The sequence below is a fragment of the Streptomyces sp. NPDC001914 genome (assembly GCF_042891215.1).
In the GTDB taxonomy this organism is placed as follows: Bacteria; Actinomycetota; Actinomycetes; order Streptomycetales; family Streptomycetaceae; genus Streptomyces.
The window spans coordinates 78,319-101,197 of the sequence record NZ_JBIASW010000015.1 but is presented as its reverse complement, the minus strand read 5'-3'; the positions used below and the strand labels follow the sequence as shown (position 1 = coordinate 101,197).

Below are 22,879 nucleotides of genomic sequence, written 5' to 3'. Positions count from 1 at the left end.
CCGGACAGGCGTGTGGCCCGCCCCCTCGACGGGGACGGGCCACACGGTCGTTCAGGGAGCGGGTCAGCTCGCCTTCGAGGCGCCACGGCGGCGCATGCCGAAGTAGACCGCTCCGCCACCGATGACGACGAACGCACCGGCGATACCGGCGATCATCGGGGTGTTGGAGTTCGCACCGGTCTCGGCGAGGTTGGACTCACCGGCGGCCGCGGACGGCTGGTTGTCGCCCGGCGTGGCCGGGGCTTCGCTGCTCTCCGAGTCGGACGGGCTCGCCGAGTCCGACGGGGTGTCCGAGGGGGCGGACTCCGAGGGCTCCGGGCTCGCCGACGGGGACGGGGACTCCGACTTGGTGGAGCAGGCCTCGTCCTTCGTCACCAGGTTCGGGGAGATGTCCTTGTCCACGATGCCCGGGACGCTGACGTGGATGCGGTACTCGGCCTTGGGCGCCCAGTCCTCCGAGAAGGAGATGGTGGCGCCGTCCTTGCTGCCGACGACCTTCTGAGCGGTCCCGACCTGGTGGTCGTCGGCGCCGTTGCGCTCGAGGAAGACCGTGATGGTGGCTTCCTTGGCGGAGGAGTCGACGTCGGTGACGGTGATGATGCCCTTCCCGTTGCCGTCGCAGGTGGCGTCGGCCGAGAAGTCCTTGATGTTGCAGGCGAGTGCGTTGCCGGCGACGCCGAGCGCGAGCGCGGCAGAGGCGGAGGCAACGCCGAGGATTCGCACGGTACGTGCGGTGCGTCGAGATATGGACACGATTGCCCTTCACAGGTTGCGCAACTGCGGGGGGTGTGGGGGGATTTGCCGTGAATCGATCGGGCAACAGCACCCCCAGGAGTTTCAAAGGTTTATAAGCGCAACCTAAGCGATGTCAATGCGTAGGCTCCACCCCGCCGTTGGCTTTGCCGAGTTGTTAACCTCCCAGGTGTTTGAGTGCCTGCGGAGCGTCATCGACGTCCTCGACGAGCGCGATCCGTGACTCCATCGCCCGCTCCCGGGCCAGCGAAGTGAGCAGGGCCCAGGCGGGAAACCGCTCCGTCCAGTGCGTCCGGTCCACCAGGACCATGGGGGTCGGCTCGCCCCGGGACCCGTAGTAGTTCGGGGTCGCGTTGTCGAAGATCTCCTGTACGGTCCCGGCGGCGCCAGGCAGGAAGACGACGCCCGCGTTCGAGCGGGCCAACAGTCCGTCCTCGCGGGTCGCGTTGGCGAAGTACTTGGCGATGTGCGCGGCGAAGGCGTTCGGCGGCTCGTGGCCGTAGAACCACGTGGGGATGCCGACCGAGGCGCCGCCGGAGGGCCAGCGCTCGCGCACCGCGAACGCCGCTCGCGCCCAGTCCGTGACGGAGGGCGTGAACGAGGGGACGGCGGCCAGCATGCGCAGGGCCTCGTCGAGCATGTCGTCGTCGAAGGGGGCCGCGTACGCGCCGAGGTTCGCCGCCTCCATGGCGCCGGGGCCGCCGCCGGTGGCGACCATGAGACCGGAGCGCGTGAGGGTGCGGCCGAGCCGCGCGGCCCCCGCGAACTCCTCCGTGCCGCGTGCCATGGCGTGGCCGCCCATCACGCCCACCACCCGCACGCCGGTGAGGAGTTCGTCGAGCGCGTCCGAGATGGAGTCGTCGTGGACCGCGCGCACCATCGAGGCGAATATGTCGCCGTCGGCCTTGGTCTGCTGGAACCAGGCGTACGCGCGGGCGTCCGGTGTCGACTCGTATCCCGCGTCGAGCGAGGCGAAGAGCTCGTCGGGGGAGTAGAGGCGGCCGCGGTAGGGGTCGAGGGGGAGGCCCGGTACGGGCGGGAAGACGAGGGCGCCGGAGAGCCGGACCCGCTCGGCCGCCTCGGGCTCCATGGGGCAGCCGAGGAAGACGGCGCCGACCGTGTCCAAGGAGGTGAGGTCCGCCGTACGGTCCGTCAGGTCGACGGCCTGGACGCGGAACCCGGCGAGGGAGCGGCCCGTGGAGACGACCTCGTCGAACTCGGTGAGGGATTCGATCTCGCGGTCGTGGGGGGCGTGTAGGGGGGTTGGCTGCATTGCGCCCATGCTAGGGGCTGCCGCCCAAGGGGTACCGGGGTTCCGGCCGCTGCCCTTTCACCGGCGCCCGGCAGCCCCCTGGGGCTCCGCCCCAGACCCCGCTCCTCAAACGCCGGAGGGGCTGAAATCTGCTGTCCGTCCCACACTCGGGGCTCCGCCCCGGACCCCGCTCCTCAAGCGCCGGAGGGCCTGGAATTGAAGCGGGCCTGAGTGGCTGAAAGGTCAAGCGGATCGGGGGGCTGAAAGGTGAAGCGGGCCGGGGAGCTGAAGTTGAAGCGGGTCGGACGGGACGTGCCCGGGCCGGTGTGCGGACCCCTGTACCGCGCGCCGGGCCGGGCACGTTCGCCGGTCGGCCGGAGGGTCAGCCCTGGACCGCTGCCGGGTCCATCCACATGACCTCCCAGGTGTGGCCGTCGAGGTCGTCGAAGGCTCGGCCGTACATGAAGCCCTGGTCCTGTGCCTCGCCGGAGCCCGAACCGCCCGCCGCGATGGCGGCGTCGACCAGCTCGTCGACCTTCGCGCGGCTCTCGGCGCTCAGACACAGCAGCACCTCGCTGGTCGTCGTCGCGTCCGCGATCTCCTTCTTGGTGAAGTCCGCGTAGCGCTGCCTGCTGAGCAGCATCGCGATGATCGTGTCGCTGATCACCACACAGGCGCAGTCGTCGGTGGAGAACTGGGGGTTGATCGAGTAGCCGAGCTCCGTGAAGAACTTCCTCGAGGCGGCGACGTCGGACACGGGCAGGTTCACGAAGATCATCTGCTGGTACATGCGAGGTTCTCCCGTCGGTGTTGTGCCGTTCGCAGGGATAGACCGGGGGTCCGCCCGGAACTCATCGCCCGGAGCGGACCCCTTTTTGCCGAACGGCGCGCGGAGTGCTCCGCAGGGCCGGTCAGTGGATGAGGGGGATCGCCGCCAGTTCGGCCACCGCCCAGGTCAGCGGGGCGAACGCGACGAACAGCGTCCCGGCGCGCAGGGCCGCCGCACCGCGCAGCATGGTGGCGGGAGCCCCCAGCCGCAGCAGGGCCGCCGTGGTGTCGGCCCGCGCCTGCCGCGCCTCGACGGCCGCGGTCGCCAGCGTCAGCAGCGTGCACCCGGCGACGAGCAGCGCGCCGAGCGTGGTCAGCGGGCCGAAGGCCGGCCGGGCCCCGGTGTACAGCGTCGTCATGGCGAACCCGCCCGACGCCACCGCGCACACCACGCCCAGCGGCTGTCCGATGCGCCGCGCCTCCGACTGGAGCACGCGTCCGGCCAGCAGTCGCAGCGCTCCCGGACGCACGGCCTGGAGCAGCCAGCCGCACAGATACGTGATCGCCGGCCCGGCGAGGGCCAGACCGACCGCCGTCAGCACCCAGCCGAGCAGCACCCCGGCGGGACCGCCTGTGAATCCGCCGGGCAGCGCGAGCGCGGGCGCGGGTCCCGAACGGCTCGCGTAAGTCTCCACGGCCAGCCCGGCGGCCAGCGTGGCCGCGCCCCAGGGGAGCCCGTTCGGGTAGCCCGGCGCGGGCGGCAGCCCGCCGGAGCCGGCCTCGGCGATCCGGCGCGGGTCCGGGCGCGCGGCGGGCACGGCCGCGCCCTCGTACGCCGGAAGCATGTCCATGTACAGCGCTTCGACGTCCGTGTCCATGTCCACGAACGACGGCATGTCCGTCCGCTCGTACGCGGCGGGCGCGGGGTGGGCTGCCGCGGCCCGGTGGTCCTTCGCCGCCGGTGTCCCGGTCTCCCCGGAGGCGTACGCCTCGGCGGTCCAGTGGAAGTCGGGGCCGCCGGAGCCCTCCGGGGAAGCGGAAGGGGATGGGGAAGAGGAAGAGGAAGAGGAAGAGGAAGGGGACAGCAGCGGGTCGGGTGCGGGCGGCGAGGCGTCGCCCACGGCCGTCGACGCGTCCTGGAAGCCCTCGCCGTCGACGGTCACGGTGAGACCGTCGCCCGTTCCGCTCGCCGAGAGGGCCGTGGTCCCGCCGGCCGGGGTGGAGGCGGTGGGCCCGCCGGGCGCGGTGAGCGGCGAGGGCGTGCCGGGAGCGCCGCCCGTGGGCCGTCCGCCGCCGCGGATGGTGGTCCGCTGCGTGCTCGCGACGGCGTTCTGCCGCGCCGACATCCAGGTGCGGCCGTACGACCAGGCGGCGCGCACCGGACCGCCGCCCCGGGGACGCAGGGAGAGGGCGGCCGCGCCGGAGGCCGCGACCGGTACCAGGGAGAGCAGCGTGAGCGCCGCGGGCAGCGGCAGCGACTGCCCGGAGGCGAGGAAGTCCGCCTCCGTGCCGCCGAACGGGATGCCGGTGATGTCGCCGCGCAGATGGAGGAAGAGGAGCAGGGCGAGCAGCGAGCCGAGGAGCGTGGACAGGGCGGTGGTGGCGGCGGAGATCGCCATCAGCCGGCCGGGGCCGAGGCCGACGGCGGACAGGCCGGGCCGGGGCCGGGTGGCGGGGTCGGTGCGGGCCACCGCGACGGCGAAGTAGACCGTGGCGGCGAGGGGCACGACGCACCAGGCCAGGCGCAGCGCGCCGGCGGCCGAGGCGTCCGGATGGCTCATCGCGTAACCCAGCGTGCACAGCAGCAGGAACCCGGTGCCCGCGGAGGCGGCGGCGACCAGGAGCCGGCGGAGCTGGACGAGGGGGTGGCCCCCGCGGGCTAGACGGAGAGCGAGCACGCGGCCCGGCCTTCCGCCTCGGTGACCGGGGGCAGGTGGACGGTGTTCACACGCCGTCCGTCGAGCAGCGACACCGTGCGGTCGGCGAGGGCCGCGGTGTCCAGGTCGTGGGTGGCGAGGACGGCGGTGATGTTGTGCGAGCGGGCCGCGGAGGTGAGCGTGCGCAGCACCTGGGTCTGGTCGGCGCGGTGCAGCGGCGCCGTCGGTTCGTCCGCGAACAGCACGGTGGGGGTGGGGGCGAGGGCGCGGGCGACGGCCACGCGCTGCCGCTCGGCCTGGAGCAGGGCGTGCGGGCGCTTGCGGGCGCAGCGGCCGACGTCCAGGCGCTCCAGCCACTCCAGGGCGGCGGTCTTGGCCGCCCGGCGGGTCCAGCCGCGCAGCATCAGCGGGAGGGCGGTGTTCTCCCAGGCGTTCAGCTCGGGGATCAGGGTCGGGACCGGGTCGATCCAGCCGAACCGGTCGCGGCGCAGCCGCTCGCGGGTGAGCGGGCCCATGGTGTGCACGGGCGAGCTGTTGAACCAGACCTCGCCCTGCTGGGGCAGGATCTGGCCGGACAGGCAGCGCAGGAGGGTCGTCTTGCCGCTGCCGCGCGGGCCGCAGACGGCGAGGATCTCGCCCTCACGGATGCCGAGCGAGACACCGCTGAGCGCGGGCGAGCCGTTGTGCTTGACGTGCAGGGCGCGTGCCCAGAGCACGTCGTTGTCAGGCGGGGCCACCATCGCGTACACCTCGTTCAGAGCTGATGTGCCGTGCCCGGCGACCTCGTCGAGGTCGCTCGGTCCCCCGGACGGGGGAACGAAGGCAGGGCCGATCGGTTACAGGGCACGCTAGGGAGTCGGGGCCGGGAGGCCGGACAGCACGCGGCCCCGGGCCGCCCATTCTCACTCGAACGGGCGGCCCGGGGCCGGGGTCGATCAGCCGGACGGAAGACCGGGGCCCGCCGTGGGGAAGGGGCGGGGCCGGGTTCGCGGCCGGGGTCGGCGGGGTGCGATCAGAGCTTGGTCCACGCCTCCGTCAGCACCTGGCGGATGATCCCCTCGATCTCGTCGAAGGTCGACTGGTCGGAGATCAGCGGCGGCGAGAGCTGGATGACCGGGTCACCGCGGTCGTCGGCGCGGCAGTAGAGGCCGTACTCGAAGAGCTTCTTGGAGACGAAGCCGTAGAGCACGCGCTCCGACTCCTCGTCCGTGAAGCTCTCCTTGGTGGCCTTGTCCTTCACGAGCTCGATGCCGTAGAAGAAGCCGTTGCCGCGGACGTCGCCGACGATCGGCAGGTCGTGCAGCTTCTGCAGGGTCTTGAGGAAGTTGCCCTCGTTGTCCAGCACGTGCTGGTTGAGGCCCTCGCGCTCGAACAGGTCGAGGTTGGCGAGGCCCACGGCCGCGGAGACCGGGTGGCCGCCGAAGGTGTAGCCGTGCAGGAACGTGTTGTCGCCCTTGTAGAACGGCTCGGCGATGCGGTCGGAGACGATGCACGCGCCGATCGGGGAGTAGCCCGAGGTCATGCCCTTGGCGCAGGTGATCATGTCCGGGACGTAGCCGAACTTGTCGCAGGCGAACGTGGTGCCGAGGCGGCCGAAGGCGCAGATGACCTCGTCCGACACGAGCAGCACGTCGTACTGGTCGCAGATCTCGCGCACGCGCTGGAAGTAGCCGGGCGGGGGCGGGAAGCAGCCGCCGGCGTTCTGCACGGGCTCCAGGAAGACCGCGGCGACCGTCTCCGGGCCCTCGAAGAGGATCTGCTGCTCGATCTGGTCGGCGGCCCAGCGGCCGAAGGCCTCCGGGTCGTCGCCGAAGAGCGGGGCGCGGTAGATGTTGGTGTTCGGCACCTTGTGCGCGCCCGGGACGAGCGGCTCGAAGGGGGCCTTCAGGGCGGGCAGGCCGGTGATCGACAGGGCGCCCTGCGGGGTGCCGTGGTAAGCGACCGCGCGGGAGATGACCTTGTACTTGGTCGGCTTGCCCTGGAGCTTGAAGTACTGCTTGGCGAGCTTCCAGGCGGTCTCGACCGCCTCGCCGCCGCCGGTGGTGAAGAAGACCTTGTTCAGGTCGCCCGGCGCGTGGTGGGCGAGGCGCTCGGCCAGCTCCACGGCCTTCGGGTGGGCGTAGGACCACACGGGGAAGAAGGCCAGCTCGGCGGCCTGCTTGGCGGCAACCTCGGCCAGCTCCCGGCGGCCGTGGCCGGCCTGGACCACGAACAGGCCCGCGAGACCGTCGAGGTAGCGCTTGCCCTTGTCGTCGTAGATGTAGGTGCCCTCACCACGGACGATGGTGGGAACGGGCGCGTTCTCGTACGAGGACATGCGGGTGAAGTGCATCCACAGGTGGTCGTACGCGGTCTTGCTGAGGTCCTTGGTGCTCACGGCTATCGGGTTCCCCACATGTAGGTCTGCTTCTTGAGCTTCAGGTAGACGAAGCTCTCGGTGGAGCGCACCCCGGGCAGGGCCCGGATGCGTTTGTTGATGACGTCCAGCAGGTGGTCGTCGTCCTCGCAGACGATCTCGGCGAGGATGTCGAACGAGCCCGCGGTCATCACCACGTACTCGACTTCCGACATGGCAGCGAGCGCTTCGGCCACCGGGTCGAGGTCGCCCTCGACCGTGACGCCGACCATCGCCTGCCTGCGGAATCCCACGGTGAGCGGGTCCGTGACGGCGACGATCTGCATGACGCCCTGGTCGAGCAGCTTCTGGACCCGCTGGCGCACGGCGGCCTCGGAGAGGCCCACGGCCTTGCCGATCGCGGCGTACGGGCGGCGTCCGTCCTGTTGGAGCTGCTCGATGATGGCGAGGGAGACGGTGTCCAACTGGGGACTGCCGTTCCTGGACTCGCGGGAGTCCCTGGGTTCCGCGCTTCGACTGGCCACAGCCCCACTCTGCACGACGTATCGACAGTTCCGCAAGGTTCAGGCGATGAAATTCGTTGTTTACGGCTACGTGTCTTGCGGATTTCGCAGCTCTGGGCCGTTCAGGGGTGTTGAAAACGCGGAGTCACGGATTAGGGTGGGGTCCAGGCATCTCAGGTAGTGGACACCTGGGTCGTTGGACATCCGACAGGAGGGCCGGGCAGTGAGCACCGAGCTGCGTCGTCTGCGCAATTACATCGACGGAGAGTTCCGCGATGCCGCCGATGGACGGACCACGGAGGTGGTCAACCCCGCGACCGGCGAGGCGTACGCGACCGCGCCGCTCTCCGGCCAGGCGGACGTGGACGCCGCGATGACGGCCGCCGCCGCGGCCTTCCCGGAGTGGCGGGACAAGACCCCCTCCGAGCGGCAGAAGGCCCTCCTGAAGATCGCGGACGCGTTCGAGGAGCGGGCCGAGGAGCTGATCGCGGCCGAGGTGGAGAACACCGGCAAGCCGATCGGTCTGACCCGGTCCGAGGAAATCCCGCCGATGATCGACCAGATCCGCTTCTTCGCGGGCGCCGCCCGCATGCTCGAGGGCCGCTCGGCCGGCGAGTACATGGAGGGCATGACCTCGATCGTCCGCCGCGAGCCGGTGGGCGTCTGCGCCCAGGTGGCGCCGTGGAACTACCCGATGATGATGGCGGTGTGGAAGTTCGCCCCGGCCCTCGCGGCGGGCAACACGGTCGTCCTCAAGCCGTCGGACACCACCCCGGCCTCCACGGTCCTGATCGCCGACATCCTCGGCGGCATCCTGCCCAAGGGCGTCTTCAACGTCATCTGCGGCGACCGCGACACCGGCCGCGCGATGGTCGAGCACCCGACCCCGGCGATGGCGTCCATCACCGGCTCCGTCCGCGCGGGCATCTCGGTCGCCGAGTCGGCGTCCAAGGACGTCAAGCGCGTCCACCTGGAGCTGGGCGGCAAGGCCCCGGTCGTCGTCTTCGAGGACACCGACATCCCCAAGGCCGTCGAGGACATCTCGGTGGCGGGCTTCTTCAACGCCGGCCAGGACTGCACGGCCGCCACCCGCGTCCTCGTCCAGGACTCCATCCACGACGAGTTCGTCGCCGCGCTCGCCAAGGCCGCCGCCGAGACGAAGACCGGTCAGCCGGACGACGAGGACGTGCTCTACGGCCCGCTGAACAACCCCAACCAGCTCAAGCAGGTCGCCGGGTTCATCGAGCGGCTTCCCGCGCACGCCAAGGTCGAGGCGGGCGGCCAGCAGGTCGGCGACAAGGGCTACTTCTACGCCCCGACCGTCGTCTCCGGCCTCAAGCAGGACGACGAGATCATCCAGAACGAGGTCTTCGGCCCGGTCATCACCGTCCAGTCCTTCTCGGACGAGGCCCAGGCCGTCGAGTGGGCCAACGGCGTCGACTACGCGCTGGCCTCCTCGGTCTGGACGAAGGACCACGGCCGCGCGATGCGCCTGTCCAAGTCCCTCGACTTCGGCTGCGTGTGGATCAACACCCACATCCCGCTGGTCGCCGAGATGCCGCACGGCGGCTTCAAGAAGTCCGGCTACGGCAAGGACCTGTCGGGCTACGGCTTCGAGGACTACACGCGCATCAAGCACGTCATGACGTCGCTGGACGGCTGACGGCTGTCGGCGGACTGCGGACTGCGGACCGCGGACCGCGGACCGCGGACCGCGCGTGAACGTGGCCCCGGACGGGATGCGATCCCGTCCGGGGCCACGCTCTTCCCCCTGGACGCCCGCTCAGGCGTTCTCGGTCACGCCGGAGAGCGTCGGCCCGTCGGCCGCCCCCGGCCCCTCCTGCTCGGTGTGGAAGCCGGGCAGCTCGCCGGACCCGCCGGCGGAACTCCCTCCCGACCCCGTGCCGGGCTTGCCGGGCCTGCCGGGCACGGTCGTCGGAGGCAGCCCGGATCCGGTCGAGAAGGTGACGCCGGCCTTCCTCAGGATCGGCGCGCACGCCTTCTGCGCGCTCCGGTAGCTCTTCGAGGCCGGGTCGAAGCCCTTCTCCGCCTTCATTCGCACGTCGAACCGGACGCGGCCCTGCTCGTCCTTCGAGGCGTGGAAGACCGGGAAGTGCTTCTGGCCGTGGTCACGCATACAGGCCGCGAAGGCGTCGTTGGCCGTGTTCACGTCGCCGGGGGCGTGCGAGGTCGGCCGGTACGCGATGGCCGGCAGGGCGCCCTTGGGCGGCTTGCCGGTCGCGGCGTGCCGGGTGAGCCGGGGCGACCCGGCGGTCCCCGCCGTCGTCGCGGTCACGGTGGTCCCGTCGGACGCCGAGGCGGCCGAGGCGCTGACGGTCCCGAGTGTGGCGGCCGAGATCAGGACGCAGGCCAGGGCGAGTCGTTGTGGCCGGGTGGCCGGTGCACGCATGGGCTTCCTCCAAGGAGCGGGCGGCGGTGCCGCCGGTTCGGATGCGACGGCGCGCGGTCGCGCACCGGGTTCCGTCACGTGCCGTGGCTCGACGGTCGTGGCGGGGTACGCGATGCCGTGCTGCGCTCCAGCCAAGCCGTGGGGCGGTTACGGCACGGGAACGGTCTTCCTTACGGCGCCGTGACAGGAGCCGGGACTGAGGCCGGCCTGGAGCCGGGACAGGGGCCGGGCCAGGAGCCGGGACAGAGGCCGGGCCAGGAGCCGGGACAGGCTCCGGAACGGGCGCCAGGACGGGCTTCGGGACAGAGGCCGGCTCGGCCCCGGGCGGGCGGGATCACCCCGTGCAGCGGCCCTTATCCCCGTGTAACCGGCCGCGCGCCACACTGACCGCCATGCGTGTGCTGGTGGTCGAGGACCATGAAGAGCTCGCCGAGACCGTGGCCGCCGGGCTGCGCCGCGAGGGCATGGCGGTCGATCTCGCGCCGGACGGGCCCACGGCGCTGGAACGCGCCGCCGTCAACGGGTACGACGTCGTCGTGCTCGACCGCGATCTGCCCGGGGTCCACGGCGATCAGGTGTGCCGGACACTGTCCGCGGGCGGCAGCCGGGCCAGGGTGCTGATGCTCACCGCGTCCGGCACGGTGGCCGACCGGGTCACGGGACTCGGCCTCGGTGCCGACGACTATCTCTCCAAGCCGTTCGCGTTCGCCGAACTCGTCGCGCGGATACGGGCCTTGGCGCGCCGCGCGCAGCCCGCGCTGCCGCCTGTCCTGGTCCGCGGGGAACTGCGCCTCGACCCGGCGCGACGGCAGGCGACCCGGGGCGGTTCGGGCCTCGCCCTCAGCCCCAAGGAGTTCGCCGTGCTCGAACTCCTGCTGTCCGCGCAGGGCGCGGTCGTCTCCACCGAGGAACTCCTGGAGCGGGCCTGGGACGAGGCGGCCGACCCCTTCAGCCAGACCGTGAAGGTCACGGTGAGCAGACTGCGCCGCAAGCTGGGGGAGCCGCCGCTGATCGCGACGGTGGACCGGGCGGGATACCGCATCGCATGACGGACACGTCCCAGGGCGCGAACGGGCCGGTGCCGTACGGGAACGGCCGGCGGCGGCGGGCCTCCGGAGGAGTCCGGCGACAAGCTTTTGCCGGGGTCCGCAGGCAAGCTCTCGCCGGGGTCCGCCGCCATGCTCTCGCCGGGGTCCTGCGGCTGGTGCCGCGCAGTGTCCGATGGCGGCTGACCCTGCTCTACGGCGCGCTGTTCATGGCGGCGGGGGCGGGCCTGCTCGGCTTCACCTACCTCCTGGCGTCGCGGTCGACGCCGTCCGAGGGAGTCGTCTCGTCCGTCGAACCCGGGCTGCCCGCGGGCCAAGGCCTCGCCAACCCGGATCCGCCGACGCTCACGACGTACGCCGAAGCCCTGCGCGCCGACCAACTGCACCACCTGCTCGTGGAGGCGGGCATCGCGCTCGCCGTGATGACCTTCGCCTCCGTGGCCCTGGGCTGGATCATGGCCGGACGGGTGCTCGCCCCGCTGCGCACGATGACCGCCGCCGCCCGCCGGATCTCCGCGGACAACCCCGGCCGGCGGCTGGCCGTGCCGGGGCCCGATGACGAACTCAAGGCGATGGCGGACACCTTCGACGACGTACTGGGGCGACTGGAGGGCGCGTTCGAGGCGCAGAAGCAGTTCGTCGCCAACGCGTCGCACGAACTGCGCACACCCCTCACGCTCCAGCAGGCGATCGTGGACGTCGCGCTCGCCGACCCCGGCGCCTCGGTGGAGAGCCTGCGGGCCGCGTGCCTGCGTGTCCGGGCCGCCGGGCAGGAACAGGAGCGGCTCATCGACGCTTTGTTGACCCTTGCCCGCAGTCAACGCGGCCTGCAGAGAGGGGAGTTCGTCGACCTCGCCGAGACCGTGCGGGAACTGCTGCCGGAGAGCGGGTCCGGGCCGGGCGCGCCGACCGTACGGGCCGACCTCGCCCCGGCGCCCGTGCTGGGCGATCCCCAGCTGATCGAGCGGCTGGTGGTCAACCTGACGGACAACGCCGTACGGCACAACACCGGCGGAACCGGGGAGAGTTGGGTCCGCCTGTGGACCGGGACGGAGGCGGGACGCCCGGTCCTGCGGATCGACAACACCGGCCCCGTGATCCCGCGCGACCAAGTGGCCGGACTCTTCCAGCCGTTCCGGCGGCTCGGCGCGGAACGGACCCGCGCCCACCCGCGGACGCGCCCGGACGGGCAGGGCCGGCCCCGCGACGGACTGGGGCTCGGCCTGTCCATCGTCACGGCCGTCGCCACCGCCCACCGCGGCACGGTCGAGGCGTGGCCCCGTCCGCGGGGCGGCCTGTCGGTACGGGTCACCTTCCCGCCGTGCGCACCGCCCCCGGACGCGCCCGGACGGGAGCCGGGCCAGGGGCGGCCGGCGGTCACGCGCCCGGAGTCCGCGAGCCGTCCGGACACGGATCGACAGGGTGTCGGGTCGGCGGGCGACTGATCGACGCACCGTCCATTGTCCGCGGCGAGCCCGGGTCGGCATGCTTCCCGCGTGCCCGTGAATCGGAAGACCTCGCCCCTGTCCCGCCGGTCCCTGCTGCGCGCCCTGGGCGGCGGTGCCGCGCTCGGAGCGCTCGCGGGATGCGGGGTACCGGCCGCGTACGTGGCACCGGGCGACCGGGCCGGAGCCGACCTCTCCGCCTCGGACAAGCGGTTGACCTGGGCGAACTGGCCGCTGTACATCGACACCGACGACGAGGACACCACTCGGCGGCCGTCGCTGGAGGCCTTCGAGAAGCGCACCGGGATCTCCGTCGACTACATCGAGGAGATCAACGACAACGACGAGTTCTTCGGCAAGATCAGTCCGTCCCTGATGAACCACCAGCGGACCGGGCGCGACCTCATCGTCATCAGCGACTGGATGTGCGCCCGCTTCGTCCGGCTCGGCTGGGTCCAGGAGATGGACCGGTCCCGGCAGCCGAACGTCACCAAGTACCTGGACCCGCTGCTGCGTTCGCCCGCCTTCGACCCGGGCCGCAAGTCCTCGGTTCCCTGGCAGTCGGGGATCACGGGCATCGCGTACAACCGCCGCAAGCTCGGCCGCGAGATCAGGCACGTGTCCGACCTGTGGGCCGACGACCTCAAGGGCCGGGTCACCCTGCTCTCCGGCCTGGACGAGGCGTTCGCGCTGCTCATGCAGGCCGACGGGGTCGACATCACGAAGTGGCGGGCCGACGACTTCCACCGGGTGTGCGACCGGGTCGAGAAGCAGGTGCGCCGCGGACAGATCCGCCGCTTCACCGGCAACGACTACATCAAGGACCTCGCGAGCGGGGACGTGCTCGCCTGCCAGGCGTACTCGGGCGACGTGATCCAGCTCCAGGCCGACAACCCCGACATCCGCTTCGTCGTCCCCGAGGAGGGCGCCGAACTGTGGGCCGAGTCGCTGATGATCCCCAACCTGGCCCGGCACAAGGCCAACGCGGAGAAGCTCGTCGACTACTACTACGAGCCGGAGGTCGCCGCCGAGCTGGCCGCCTGGGTCAACTACGTCTGCCCGGTCCCCGCCGCCCAGGACGTCCTCGCCTCCTCCAAGGACAAGGACACCGCCGCCCTGGCCGAGGACCCGCTGATCTTCCCGGACGCGACCATGCGCAGGCGTCTCGCGATCGCCCGCGACATCACCGCCGGTGAACGCACGGAGTTCGCCAAGCGCTGGAACGCGATAGCCGGTCTGTGAACCGGGGCCCGGCCGGGCTCAGAGTCCGGCCAGCAGGGCCCGGGCCCGTGCCAGCCGGCGGGTCCCGGCCGGATAGGGCAGCGACCGGGCCAGCGACTCGGCCCGCGTCAGCTCCTTCGCGCCCTCCCGCGCCGGGGCGAGCCGCGACAGCGAGGCCCCGAGGACGATCCGCGCCTCCACCTCGGTGAGACGTTCCCCGGTCCGTTCGGCCCGGGCCGCCTCGGCGCGCGCGAGCCGCAGGGCGGCCTCGGCCCGCCCGGACAGGAGCTCCGCCCAGGCCACCAGGACCGGCGCGTCCTCGGTGTGACCGTCCAGGGCGCGCAGCGCCTGGTCCGGACGGCCGGTGCGCAGGGCGAGCTCGGCGCGCGCCGTGCGCACCTCGTGCTCGGCCTGCCGGTCCCCGAGCTCGGCGGCGACCGCCGCCGCCCGGTCCAGGAGGGGCACGGCCTCCGCTGCCGCATCCGTGAAGACCCGTACGCGGGCCAGGGTCGCGAGGGCGTACGGAAGGCACCAGGCGTCGTACGCCCCCGCGCCGGCGACCGCCTGTTCCGCGAGGAGGAGGGCCGGCCCGGGCTCCTCCAGCAGAAGCCGCAGTTCCGCGAGGTTCCCGCGCTCGAACGCGGCGGCCGTCGGATCGCCCGACCGTTCGGCGAGGCCGAGCGCGCGGGTTCCGATCTCGACGGCCTCGCGCAGTCCGCCGGCCCGCCGCGCGTTCTCGCGCAGCATCGACAGGACCGAGCCGAGCAGGGTCGGATCGCCGTACGCCTCGGCCGGTGCCAGGGCCTGGTCGCCCGCCGCGCGTGCCTGGTCGAAGCGGCCGGCGAGCCCGAGGTTGGCGGCCTGCATGGCGAACGAGCGGGCCACCAGCCGCTGGCCGGACGCTCCCGGCACGTTCCGCGCCGCGGTCAGGGCCTGCCGGGCGGCTTCGTGCCCGGCCGTGTACCGGCCCTGGACGCAGCGGACCACGGACAGCGCGAGGAAGTGCCCGGCGGCCGGTTCCGGCCCGGTGTCCGCGGTCACCGGGTGTTCCCGCAGGGTGCGGCGGGCGGCTGCCGGGGCGCTCGTCCTGGCCAGGGTCTCGGCGAGCAGCGCCGAGGTGAGGACGGCCTCGTCGCGGTCCTCGCGCCGCTCGAACTCCGCCAGGGAGAGCCGCAGGGCGTCGGCCGCCTGCTCGAAGTGTCCCATTCTCCGCAGGACATGGGCGTGGGCGAGCCGGGCGCGGGCGGCGTCGACGTCCAGCCGGGCCACCAGGTCGCGGTAGTAGCGGTCGGCGGTGTCGTTCGCGTACAGGGCCGCGGCCCGCTCCGCCGCGCGGCGCAGGTATTCGGCCGCGCGCGGGTCGTCGGCGCGGGCGAAGTGGGAGGCCAGGGTGTCGACGGCGTCGGGACGGCGCCGCCGGACCGCCTGCGCGAAGGCGGCGTGCAGTTGCCTGCGGCGGACCCCCGCGAGCTGTTCGTAGCAGGTGAGCCGGACCAGCGGATGCCGGAAGGCCACCCCTTCCTCGGACCGCCCGGCCACCACGACGGGCCGTTCCTCCACGAGCGAGGCGGCGATGGCCTGTTCCAGGGCGTCGGCGGCCGCGGCGCCGGCCACCGGCGGGTGCAGCCCGTGTTCGGCGACATCGAGCAGTTCGGACAGCGCGGTGTCGCCGCCCGCCACGGCGAGCGCCTCGACGACGCGGCGCGCGTCCGCGTCGAGCCGTACGAGCCGGTCGGCCACCAGTCCTCGTACACCTTCGGGTGCGAGGGCCGTGCCGTCCTCGTCGGCCAGGCCGTGGGCGAGTTCGAGGGCGAACAGCGGGTTTCCGAGGGAGAGTTCCCACACCCGGTGGACCCGGTCCTCGGGCGAGGCGTCCGTGGCCGCGTCGCGCACGACGGCCAGGCACGCCTGTTTGTCGAGCCGGCTCAGCTCCTCGCGTACGCCGTGCCGCCGGCGCAGGAGCGAGGCCACGGCCGAGCGGCGGGCGTCGCCGTCCGGCAGCTCCTCCTCGCGGTAGGTGGCCAGGAACCGCAGGGCCGTGTCCCGCTCCGCGGCCCGGCGGGCCAGATGGCCGAGCAGGCGGTACGAGCCGGTGTCGGCGGCGTGCAGATCGTCGAGGACGACCAGTACCGGGCGGGCCGCGGCGAGGTCGCCGAGCAGTGCCGAGATGCCACGGAACAGCCGGTCCCGTTCCTCCTCCGGACTGCGCTCGCCGGAGGTTCCCACCTGCCCGAGCGAGGGGAGGAACGAGGCCAGTTCGGGGTACTCGGCGCCGACCCGGGCCCGTTCGGCGGCGCTGTGCCCGGCGAGCCAGCCCTCCAGCGCCTCCGCGAACGCCCCGTACGGCGTGTGCCCCTCGGCGTCCTGGCCGCCGCCCCACAGCACGGCCGTGCCGTCCGCGGCCGCGCGCCGGGCGACCTCGCTCACCAGGCGGGTCTTGCCCACGCCCGCCTCGCCGCTGAGCAGGGTGACGGGCGGGCCGTCCGCCGTGAGGAGCCGTTCGAGCACGGTGTCCCGGCCGCGCAGCGGAGGCTCGGTGCGGGTGGCCCGGAGCGGGGCGGGGAGCGAGGGGGCGGTGGGGACGGGGGCGGGTGCCGCGGCCAGTGCCGCCCGGTGCAGCCGCTCCGTCTCCGGGCCCGGCCGCACGCCCAGTTCCGCCGAGAGGACCTCGTGGCAGGCGTGGTAGCGGCGGACGGCCTGGCGGCGCAGTCCCTGGCGCAGCAGGGCGTCGATGAGGACGCGGTGGGCCAGTTCCTCGGCGGGGCTGAGGGCCAGGACCTGTTCGGCCACGGCCGCCGCTTCGGCAAAGGCGCCCCGCTCCAGGTGCGCCTCGGCGAGCCGCAGAAGCAACTGCTCACGCAGCAGGGCAAGTTGTCCGCGTCGTTCCTCGGCCCAGCTCGCGTAGCGGTCCTCCGGCAGGATCTCACCGGTGAACCGGCCGAGCGCGTCGGTCAGTTCGGCCACGCCGCCGTCGGCGAGGGCGGCCCGCGCAGCGGTCTCGGCGTCGTCGGCGTCGATCCACACCGTGGCCGGGTCGAGGTGGAGCAGGGTGCCGTCGGAGATGAGGTACGAGGAGGCGGCCCGCCTGGCGAGTTCGGGTTCCAGGGCGTGGCGGGCGGCGTGCAGGGCGACGCGCAGGCTGCCCGCGGCGGCCTGCGCGTCGGCGTCGGGCCAGCAGACGTCCATGGCCTGGCCGCGGTGGAGCCGGTGGCCGGGGACGACGGCGAGGAGTTTGACCAGGGCCCGGGCGCCGGGTCTCGGCCATTTCTCGGCGAGTTCGGGACCGCCGTCGCGAGTCGCGTGAAACCCGCCGAAAAGGCGCAGGCGAAGCAGTGGAGCGGTGGATTCCGTCCCGTTCGCCTCGTGCGCGCTCATGTCGGCGACAGCGTAACCGAGCACGCTGAGGACCCCCTGGGCAAGGCCCAGGGGGTCCGGTCGAGCGGAGGAGAAGGGGTCAGGAGAGCTTGTACGTGGCGACCTGGTGGATGGCGTTGTTCGGGATGTAGTAGCGGCCGCCGAACTCCTCGGCCGTCCGGTCGAAACCGTGGTCGTCGCCCGCGAGCGACAGCGCCTCGTCGACCCCGTCGCCGTCCAGGTCGGCGGCGAGGTAGTTGCGCGCGCCCATCAGGGTGACGCCGCCTACGGCGCCCGACCAGGTGTCGGAGCTGTCGAAGATGCTCGGGTCCCACATCTGGAGCCCGCCGTCGACACCGGCGATGAGCAGCCTGCGGCCGCCGGGTCCGGTCATGGAGCCGCCGCCGTACGACTGCGCGACCACTCCGGCCTGGCTGTCCTTGCCGTCGGCCTCGTACCGGCGGAAGGCGGCCGTGCCCCCCTCGTACAGCACCCCGTCCTCGGCCCAGTAGCTGAAGTGCGTCCACAGACCGCCCGCGTAGCCGGAGTGCAGCACCTCACCGGTCCGGCCGTCGCGGATCTCGAAGTAGTTCCGCGGGCTGAGGGACTCGGCGCCGTTGATCTTGAGCGGGGCGATGACGTTCCACGAGTAGACGACCGCGTGCCCGTCCGCGTACGGGATCTCCTTCGACGCGAGGATGCCGTCGTTCGGGGTGGCGGTGCGGACGGGGCCGACCGCGTCGGACGGGGCCTTCGGCGCCAGGTCCCAGCGGGCCTTGCCCGTTTTGGCGTTGAGCGCCACGGCGTCGGTCACCGGGCTGTCCAGGTCGTACGCGTCGAGGCTCGCGTATGCCGCGTACACCTTGCCGTCGTTCACCGACGGATCGGTGAAGCGCACGTCCCCGGCGCTCTTGGGCGCGCTGTACGTCCACAGCGCGTGGCCGTCGCCGTAGTAGGCGCGCAGGGCGTCGGTCGGGACCAGGATGTCCAGCTCGCCGTCGCCGTCCAGGTCGGCCAGCTTCGCCGAGCGCACGTACTGGCCCTCGCCGCCCTCGATGGTCGCGAGGGTCTTGCCGGTCTTCCCGTTGAGGACCACCACCGCGGTGTCGGCCGCGACGACGACCTCCGGCTTGCCGTCGCCGTTGACGTCACCGGTCTCGACGTCGTGCACCGCGCCGGGCACGGTGGCCTGCCACAGCTTCTCGGGCTTGCCGCTCACCAGCGACGGGCCCGAGTAGGCCCACACGCCGTCGGACGAGCCGGCCATGACGACGTCGTTCTTGCCGTCCTTGTTCAGGTCGGTGGCCCGGGCGTACGCGATGTCGCCCATCAGCGGCGTCTCGCCCTCGGCCTTGCCGTTGGCGAGCTTGAAGGTGCGGACGTTCGCCGCCTGGTCGACGATCCGCACGTGCGTGCCCGCGCTGTCGCTGAACACGTCCTGGTACATCGGCGCGGCGGCGACACCCCGGCTCTGCCAGCCGACCACACCTTTGGCGTTGTACACAGTCAGGGACGCGTACCGTCCGCCGCCGGGGTTGCCCGCGCCGTTGATCTCGCGGTCGTCCTGGGCGGAGGTGACCAGCTTGCCGTCGGCCACCTGGAGGCGCCAGACGCTCGCCGCGTCCTTGGAGTTGCCGGCGTCGCGCTTGACCGTGCTCGACCACAGCAGCGTGTCCGGGTCGGAGCCGTTCAGCACGCGCACGGTGCTGGCGTTGACGTAGTAGTCCGCGTCGAGGGAGGACTCGGCGACCGCGTACTCGTCGCCGTCCCTGGCGGTGAGGTCGCCGACCGTCAGCGCGGTGGGCAGGACGTTGTCGCGGCCCTCCAGGGTGGCCCGGTGACCGGTCTTCAGGTCGTAGGAGGCCACCTCGTAGTGCACGGCGTCCGTGGAGTCCTGCTGCTCCAGCGCGACGATCCGCCCCCGGCCCGCGTCCACGCGCAGCTGACGGCCGTAGAGCATGCTGTCGGTCTGCCAGGTGACGGAGCCGTCCGCCGTGTCGAGCACGAGGGTGCGGCCGCGCGCGTCGACGCCGGTGGCCTTGGCCAGGTTCCAGGAGACGGCGATCTTGCCCTTGCCCAGGTCCTGGATGTCGCCCCAGTTGGCCTTGCGGGCCTCGCCGGTGTCGTACGTCCAGGTCTGCGCCGGCGTGAGCACGCCGTCCGCGGAGGAGAAGCGGATGCCCGTCAGGGTCGCCGTGGCGGCCGCCGGGACCTTGGAGTCACCGCTCATCCGCGGCGCGTCGGCGACGAGCAGGGTCCCGTCGACGATCTTGACCATGGAGGCGCGGTTGTACAGCTTCGACCACACGGTCTTTCCGGTCGTGCCGTCGAGGACGGTCACGAACGTGCCGGTGGTCAGCGACGAGCCCGGCGAGGTGAACGGACGCGGGTACGGCGTCGTGCCGACCTGCGCGGAGAAGACCACGTCCGGCACGCCGTCGCCGGTCAGGTCGCCGGTGGAGTAGCCGTTGTCGGAGTTGGCGGCGAACGGCGACACCGCGTTGTAGCCCATGAGGATCTGCGCCGGGTACGGCTCGATCCGCCACGGCTGCGTCGGCTTGACCTGCCAGTCCGTGAAGAACGAGCTGCTGGTGCGCGCCCATGTCTCACTGCCGTCGGCCGTGTGCCGCTGCACATAGCCCATGCTGTTGAAGGTGAAGTAGCCGCCGTTCTTGCCGACCGGCACGGTGGCGCCCATGCCGCGCACGCCTTCCAGCGTGGAGCCGGCGGTCAGGGTGACCTTGGTCTTCGGGTCGACGGCGTCGGCGGACGAGCCGGCGGTCGAGGAGCCGTCGAGCGTCGAGCCGCTTTCGACGGACTTCGCCGCGTCGAGGGCGGCGGAGGTCTCGTCGGACTTCGGGCTCACGGTGCTGTCGTCGGCGGTGTCGCCGTACGGGTCGACGGCGACCCGGTCGGTCAGGCTCGCGGCCTCGGCGCCGGTCAGCTTCATGGCCGAACCGCTGTCGTCGGCCGCCAGGGCCTGCGGGCTCACGCTCAGGCACAGGCCCGCCGCGACCAGGGCGGAGGCGAGCCGCAGGGCCCGCCGGGACTGGGGGGCGCTCATCACTTGGCTCCCTGCGCGAAGCGGACGGCGGTGCCGTCGGCGATCACGGACTGGTTGAAGGAGTACTGGAGGGCGTCGGTGCCGGACTGGTTCGCGATGCCGACGGTGGCACCCGCGCCCTTGTCCGCGACCGACTGGTACTGGACCGTCACCGCGCCGGTCGCCTCTTCGAAGACGACCTCGAAGGAGGAGCGGCCCGAAGTGCCGTTGGCGTAGGCGGCGTTGTTCCAGACGATGGCGAACCTGCGGTTGCCCGTGGTGCCGGTCGTGGCGGTCTGCACCGACGACTTCTTGTCGAGGGTCAGGTCGTCCCACAGCGGGGCGACGATGCCCTTCACGCCGTTCGCGCCGGTCGTCGGCAGCGCGGTGTTGGAGTAGTCGCCGACGCGTGAGGACAGGAAGTTCACCAGGCCGTCGGTCGTGACGGAGGCGGAGGAGTACGAGACGCCGTACAGCTTGGCCGGGAAGGGCAGGGCGACGGTCGCGGAGTCCTCGTCACCGGTCAGGGAGACCCTCTTCGAACCGGCGATCCAGGAGTACGCGGCCGGGGCGCAGCTGTTGCCGGAGCTGTCGGTGCGGGCCGGGACCTGGACGTTCTTGGTCAGGTCGGCCGAGGCGACGGTGGCGGTGCCGGTGTAGACGCCGTTGCACAGGACTGGGGCCGCGGGCTTGACCGTCAGACCGTAGGTGCCCTCGGCCACCTTCGCGAAGGAGTACGTGCCCTTGGCGTCGGTGGTGACCGCGGCGACCGGGGACCCGGTCACCTCGACCGTGGCGCCCGCGAGGGCCTTTCCGGTGACGTCGAGCACGGTGCCGCCGACCTTGTGCGAGGCCACCGCGGTCAGCGCGAAGTCCTCGCTGAGGGCCTGGTTGTCGGTAACCGTGACATCGGCGACCGAGCCGTTCGCGTAGCCGTAGCCGCTGAACGCGAAGGAGTACGTGCCGGCGGGCAGGGGGAGCTTGTACGTGCCGTCGGCGGCGGTGGTCACCGTGCGGACGTCGCCGCCGGTGCCGGTTGCCTTGACGGTGACGTTGCCGAGGGCCGCGCCGCTCGCCTTGTCGGTGACCTTGCCGGTGACGACGGCCGCGGTGTGCGGGGCCTTGTCGACGGAGGCGAGGATGTCGAGCTTGCCCTGGCCCCACACGTTGTTCATGTCGGCGGTGCCGCCGCAGTGGGTGTCGTCGACGTCACGGGCGCCCTCGTTCAGCAGCGCGCGCGTCTCGTCGATCTTGCCGATCAGCGAGGGGGCCGCCGACCACAGCAGGGCCACGGCACCGGCGACGTGCGGGGTCGCCATCGACGTACCGGACTCGGTGTTGTACGACGAACCGGGCCACGTGGACTCGACCTTGACACCCGGAGCCGAGATGTTCGGCTTCATCGAACCGTCGACGAGTGAGGGGCCGAAGCCGGAGAAGGAGGCGATGGTGCCGGTGGAGTCGTACGCGCCGACGCCGTAGGACGGGGCCTGCGAGCCGGGGGCGTGCGCGGTGGAGCAGGTCTTGCCGTCACCGTCGTTGCCTGCCGCGAACGCCTCGAAGATGCCCGCGGAGTTCCAGGCCTCGACGATGTCCTGGTAGAACGTCGTGTCGCCGCCGCCCCAGGAGTTGTTGACGATGTTCGGCGCGAGGTCCGGGCGCGGGTTCTGGCCGTTGTGGTCGGTCGGGGCGAGGATCCACTGTCCGGCCGCGAGCAGCGACTCGTCCGAACAGGAGGAGGACTCGCAGCCCTTGGCCGCTATCCACTTGGCGTTCGGCGCGACACCGATGCCGTGCTTGCCGACCATCGTGCCCATCGTGTGGGTGCCGTGGCCGTTGTTGTCGCAGGGGACACCGCTGGTGCCGCACTGGCCGGTGGGGTCGTACCAGTTGTAGTCGTGCGTGAAGGAGCCGTCGCCGTTGTTGCCCCGGTACTGGGCGACGAGGTCGGGGTGGTTGTACTGCACCCCGGAGTCGACGTTGGCGATGACGATGCCCTCGCCGCGGTCGTCGTACTGGTTCCACACGTCGTCGGCGTTGATGTCCGCGACGCCCCACTCGGGGGTGTCGTCACCGCTCGCGGCGGAGTCCGTGCGGGACGCGGTGATCCTGCTGTCGGCCGTCTCGATGTCGTCGAGCTTGTAGTGCTGCTCCTTGACGATCGAGGCGACGTCCGCGCGCCTCGCCAGGTCGTTCACGAGGTCCTGGTCGCCGGTGACCTGGACCGCGTTCGCGATCCAGTAGTCCTTGTGGCCGACCTTCCGCTCGTCCAGGAAGGACGTCAGGGAGGCCTGGCTGTCCGTGGCGGTCGCGCGCAGCTCCTTGAAGGCGGCCCTGGCCCTCGCGGCGTGCGTCTTCTGCTTCCTGGCGCCGGACAGGTCCGCCTGGTCCTTCAGGACGACGAAGAACGTGGCGTCACCGCCCTTGGCCACGGCGGCGGTGAGCGCGGAGTCGACTTCGGCCGACGACGGGGCGGTGCCGGCGGCGAGTGCGGGGGTCGACACGGTCAGCAGGGCGGTCGCGGTGAAGGCGGCCGCCGCCCAGACGGCGCCTCTGCGCCGGGGAGGTTGGGGCAGGTGCATCGGGGGTGCTCCTCCGGGAACGGTAGGGGGAGCACGGACGCTAGGGAGACGCCGTTACTCGGGCATTACAGGGTTCGCGGAGGCCGGACAACCGGCCTCATTCCAGGGCGGATCGCGCCGGGTGTGCCTCGTGCTCGCGTCAACACCACGGAACTCCGGGAGGTGTTGACGTACGGGCGGATGGAGGCGGTGTTCCTCTCGGGCGAATTCGCCTTCGTCACCAGCGAATTCCCGACCCGCGCGGCTGCTGTGCCGCGCCGCGCCATGCG

Annotated in this window: 15 protein-coding genes; 4 read left to right on the top strand and 11 right to left on the bottom strand. The window is 72.3% G+C overall.

The window, feature by feature from the left end; translation table 11 throughout:
* Positions 1 to 63 precede the first annotated feature (63 nt).
* The 7 genes from ACFYYF_RS32565 to ACFYYF_RS32535 all read right to left on the bottom strand — a co-directional run bounded on the left by ACFYYF_RS32565 (position 64) and on the right by ACFYYF_RS32535 (position 7,545).
* Positions 64 to 753: an LAETG motif-containing sortase-dependent surface protein gene (locus tag ACFYYF_RS32565; RefSeq protein WP_361683086.1), complete on the bottom strand. Its 690-nt coding sequence runs from the start codon at positions 751 to 753 to the stop codon at positions 64 to 66.
* Between the two features lie 157 nt (positions 754 to 910).
* Entirely contained in the window at positions 911 to 2,026 is a 1,116-nt protein-coding gene (locus ACFYYF_RS32560) for an LOG family protein (RefSeq protein ID WP_388781057.1), read from the bottom strand.
* A 361-nt stretch (positions 2,027 to 2,387) separates the two neighbouring features.
* The gene (locus tag ACFYYF_RS32555; RefSeq protein ID WP_361683082.1) at positions 2,388 to 2,795 is read right to left on the bottom strand and encodes a VOC family protein; all 408 of its coding nucleotides are present in this window, start codon (positions 2,793 to 2,795) and stop codon (positions 2,388 to 2,390) included.
* Positions 2,796 to 2,916: 121 nt separating this feature from the next.
* A complete protein-coding gene (locus ACFYYF_RS32550; protein WP_388781056.1) occupies positions 2,917 to 4,671 on the bottom strand; it encodes a hypothetical protein in 1,755 nt (584 codons plus the stop codon).
* Positions 4,653 to 5,390: an ABC transporter ATP-binding protein gene (locus tag ACFYYF_RS32545; protein ID WP_388781055.1), complete on the bottom strand. Its 738-nt coding sequence runs from the start codon at positions 5,388 to 5,390 to the stop codon at positions 4,653 to 4,655. The genes ACFYYF_RS32550 and ACFYYF_RS32545 overlap by 19 nt, the downstream gene beginning before the upstream one ends.
* Before the next feature lie 272 nt (positions 5,391 to 5,662).
* A complete protein-coding gene (locus tag ACFYYF_RS32540; RefSeq protein ID WP_361683076.1) occupies positions 5,663 to 7,045 on the bottom strand; it encodes an aspartate aminotransferase family protein in 1,383 nt (460 codons plus the stop codon).
* Positions 7,030 to 7,545: an Lrp/AsnC family transcriptional regulator gene (locus ACFYYF_RS32535; protein ID WP_361683074.1), complete on the bottom strand. Its 516-nt coding sequence runs from the start codon at positions 7,543 to 7,545 to the stop codon at positions 7,030 to 7,032. The genes ACFYYF_RS32540 and ACFYYF_RS32535 overlap by 16 nt, the downstream gene beginning before the upstream one ends.
* Before the next feature lie 187 nt (positions 7,546 to 7,732).
* On the opposite strand from ACFYYF_RS32535, the gene ACFYYF_RS32530 reads away from it, so the two are divergent.
* Positions 7,733 to 9,172, top strand: coding sequence for a gamma-aminobutyraldehyde dehydrogenase (locus ACFYYF_RS32530; protein ID WP_388781054.1), 1,440 nt, complete (start codon positions 7,733 to 7,735; stop codon positions 9,170 to 9,172).
* Between the two features lie 120 nt (positions 9,173 to 9,292).
* Here the strand turns inward: ACFYYF_RS32530 and ACFYYF_RS32525 are convergent, their stop codons facing one another.
* Positions 9,293 to 9,919, bottom strand: a complete 627-nt coding sequence (locus tag ACFYYF_RS32525; protein ID WP_388781053.1) for a hypothetical protein — start codon at positions 9,917 to 9,919, stop codon at positions 9,293 to 9,295.
* 392 nt (positions 9,920 to 10,311) lie between these two features.
* Here ACFYYF_RS32525 and ACFYYF_RS32520 point away from each other — a divergent pair, with 392 nt between their 5' ends.
* From ACFYYF_RS32520 to ACFYYF_RS32510, 3 genes are read left to right on the top strand one after another with little or no spacing between them, the layout of a single operon-like run.
* Positions 10,312 to 10,968, top strand: coding sequence for a response regulator transcription factor (locus ACFYYF_RS32520; protein ID WP_388781052.1), 657 nt, complete (start codon positions 10,312 to 10,314; stop codon positions 10,966 to 10,968).
* On the top strand, positions 10,965 to 12,410 hold the full coding sequence (locus tag ACFYYF_RS32515) for a sensor histidine kinase (RefSeq protein WP_388781051.1): 1,446 nt from the start codon (positions 10,965 to 10,967) through the stop codon (positions 12,408 to 12,410). Before ACFYYF_RS32520 ends, ACFYYF_RS32515 begins: the two co-directional genes overlap by 4 nt.
* A gap of 51 nt (positions 12,411 to 12,461) precedes the next feature.
* Positions 12,462 to 13,652: a PotD/PotF family extracellular solute-binding protein gene (locus tag ACFYYF_RS32510; protein WP_388781050.1), complete on the top strand. Its 1,191-nt coding sequence runs from the start codon at positions 12,462 to 12,464 to the stop codon at positions 13,650 to 13,652.
* An 18-nt stretch (positions 13,653 to 13,670) separates the two neighbouring features.
* Here ACFYYF_RS32510 and ACFYYF_RS32505 read toward each other — a convergent pair whose 3' ends face one another.
* The 3 genes from ACFYYF_RS32505 to ACFYYF_RS32495 all read right to left on the bottom strand — a co-directional run bounded on the left by ACFYYF_RS32505 (position 13,671) and on the right by ACFYYF_RS32495 (position 22,610).
* Positions 13,671 to 17,006: an ATP-binding protein gene (locus ACFYYF_RS32505; protein WP_388781049.1), complete on the bottom strand. Its 3,336-nt coding sequence runs from the start codon at positions 17,004 to 17,006 to the stop codon at positions 13,671 to 13,673.
* Between the two features lie 79 nt (positions 17,007 to 17,085).
* Positions 17,086 to 20,049 (bottom strand): FG-GAP repeat domain-containing protein, encoded by a 2,964-nt coding sequence (locus tag ACFYYF_RS32500; protein ID WP_388781048.1) that lies wholly within the window; start codon positions 20,047 to 20,049, stop codon positions 17,086 to 17,088.
* Positions 20,049 to 22,610: a S8 family serine peptidase gene (locus ACFYYF_RS32495; RefSeq protein WP_388781047.1), complete on the bottom strand. Its 2,562-nt coding sequence runs from the start codon at positions 22,608 to 22,610 to the stop codon at positions 20,049 to 20,051. The genes ACFYYF_RS32500 and ACFYYF_RS32495 overlap by 1 nt, the downstream gene beginning before the upstream one ends.
* Positions 22,611 to 22,879: the final 269 nt, after the last annotated feature.

Bases quoted from the DNA above. Each gene is read 5' to 3' on its own strand.
- ACFYYF_RS32515 (WP_388781051.1), top strand. From the start codon at position 10,965: ATGACGGACACGTCCCAGGGCGCGAACGGGCCGGTGCCGTACGGGAAC.
- ACFYYF_RS32505 (WP_388781049.1), bottom strand. From the start codon at position 17,006: ATGAGCGCGCACGAGGCGAACGGGACGGAATCCACCGCTCCACTGCTT.
- ACFYYF_RS32495 (WP_388781047.1), bottom strand. From the start codon at position 22,610: ATGCACCTGCCCCAACCTCCCCGGCGCAGAGGCGCCGTCTGGGCGGCG.
- ACFYYF_RS32555 (WP_361683082.1), bottom strand. From the start codon at position 2,795: ATGTACCAGCAGATGATCTTCGTGAACCTGCCCGTGTCCGACGTCGCC.
- ACFYYF_RS32520 (WP_388781052.1), top strand. From the start codon at position 10,312: ATGCGTGTGCTGGTGGTCGAGGACCATGAAGAGCTCGCCGAGACCGTG.
- ACFYYF_RS32525 (WP_388781053.1), bottom strand. From the start codon at position 9,919: ATGCGTGCACCGGCCACCCGGCCACAACGACTCGCCCTGGCCTGCGTC.
- ACFYYF_RS32560 (WP_388781057.1), bottom strand. From the start codon at position 2,026: ATGCAGCCAACCCCCCTACACGCCCCCCACGACCGCGAGATCGAATCC.
- ACFYYF_RS32500 (WP_388781048.1), bottom strand. From the start codon at position 20,049: ATGAGCGCCCCCCAGTCCCGGCGGGCCCTGCGGCTCGCCTCCGCCCTG.
- ACFYYF_RS32545 (WP_388781055.1), bottom strand. From the start codon at position 5,390: ATGGTGGCCCCGCCTGACAACGACGTGCTCTGGGCACGCGCCCTGCAC.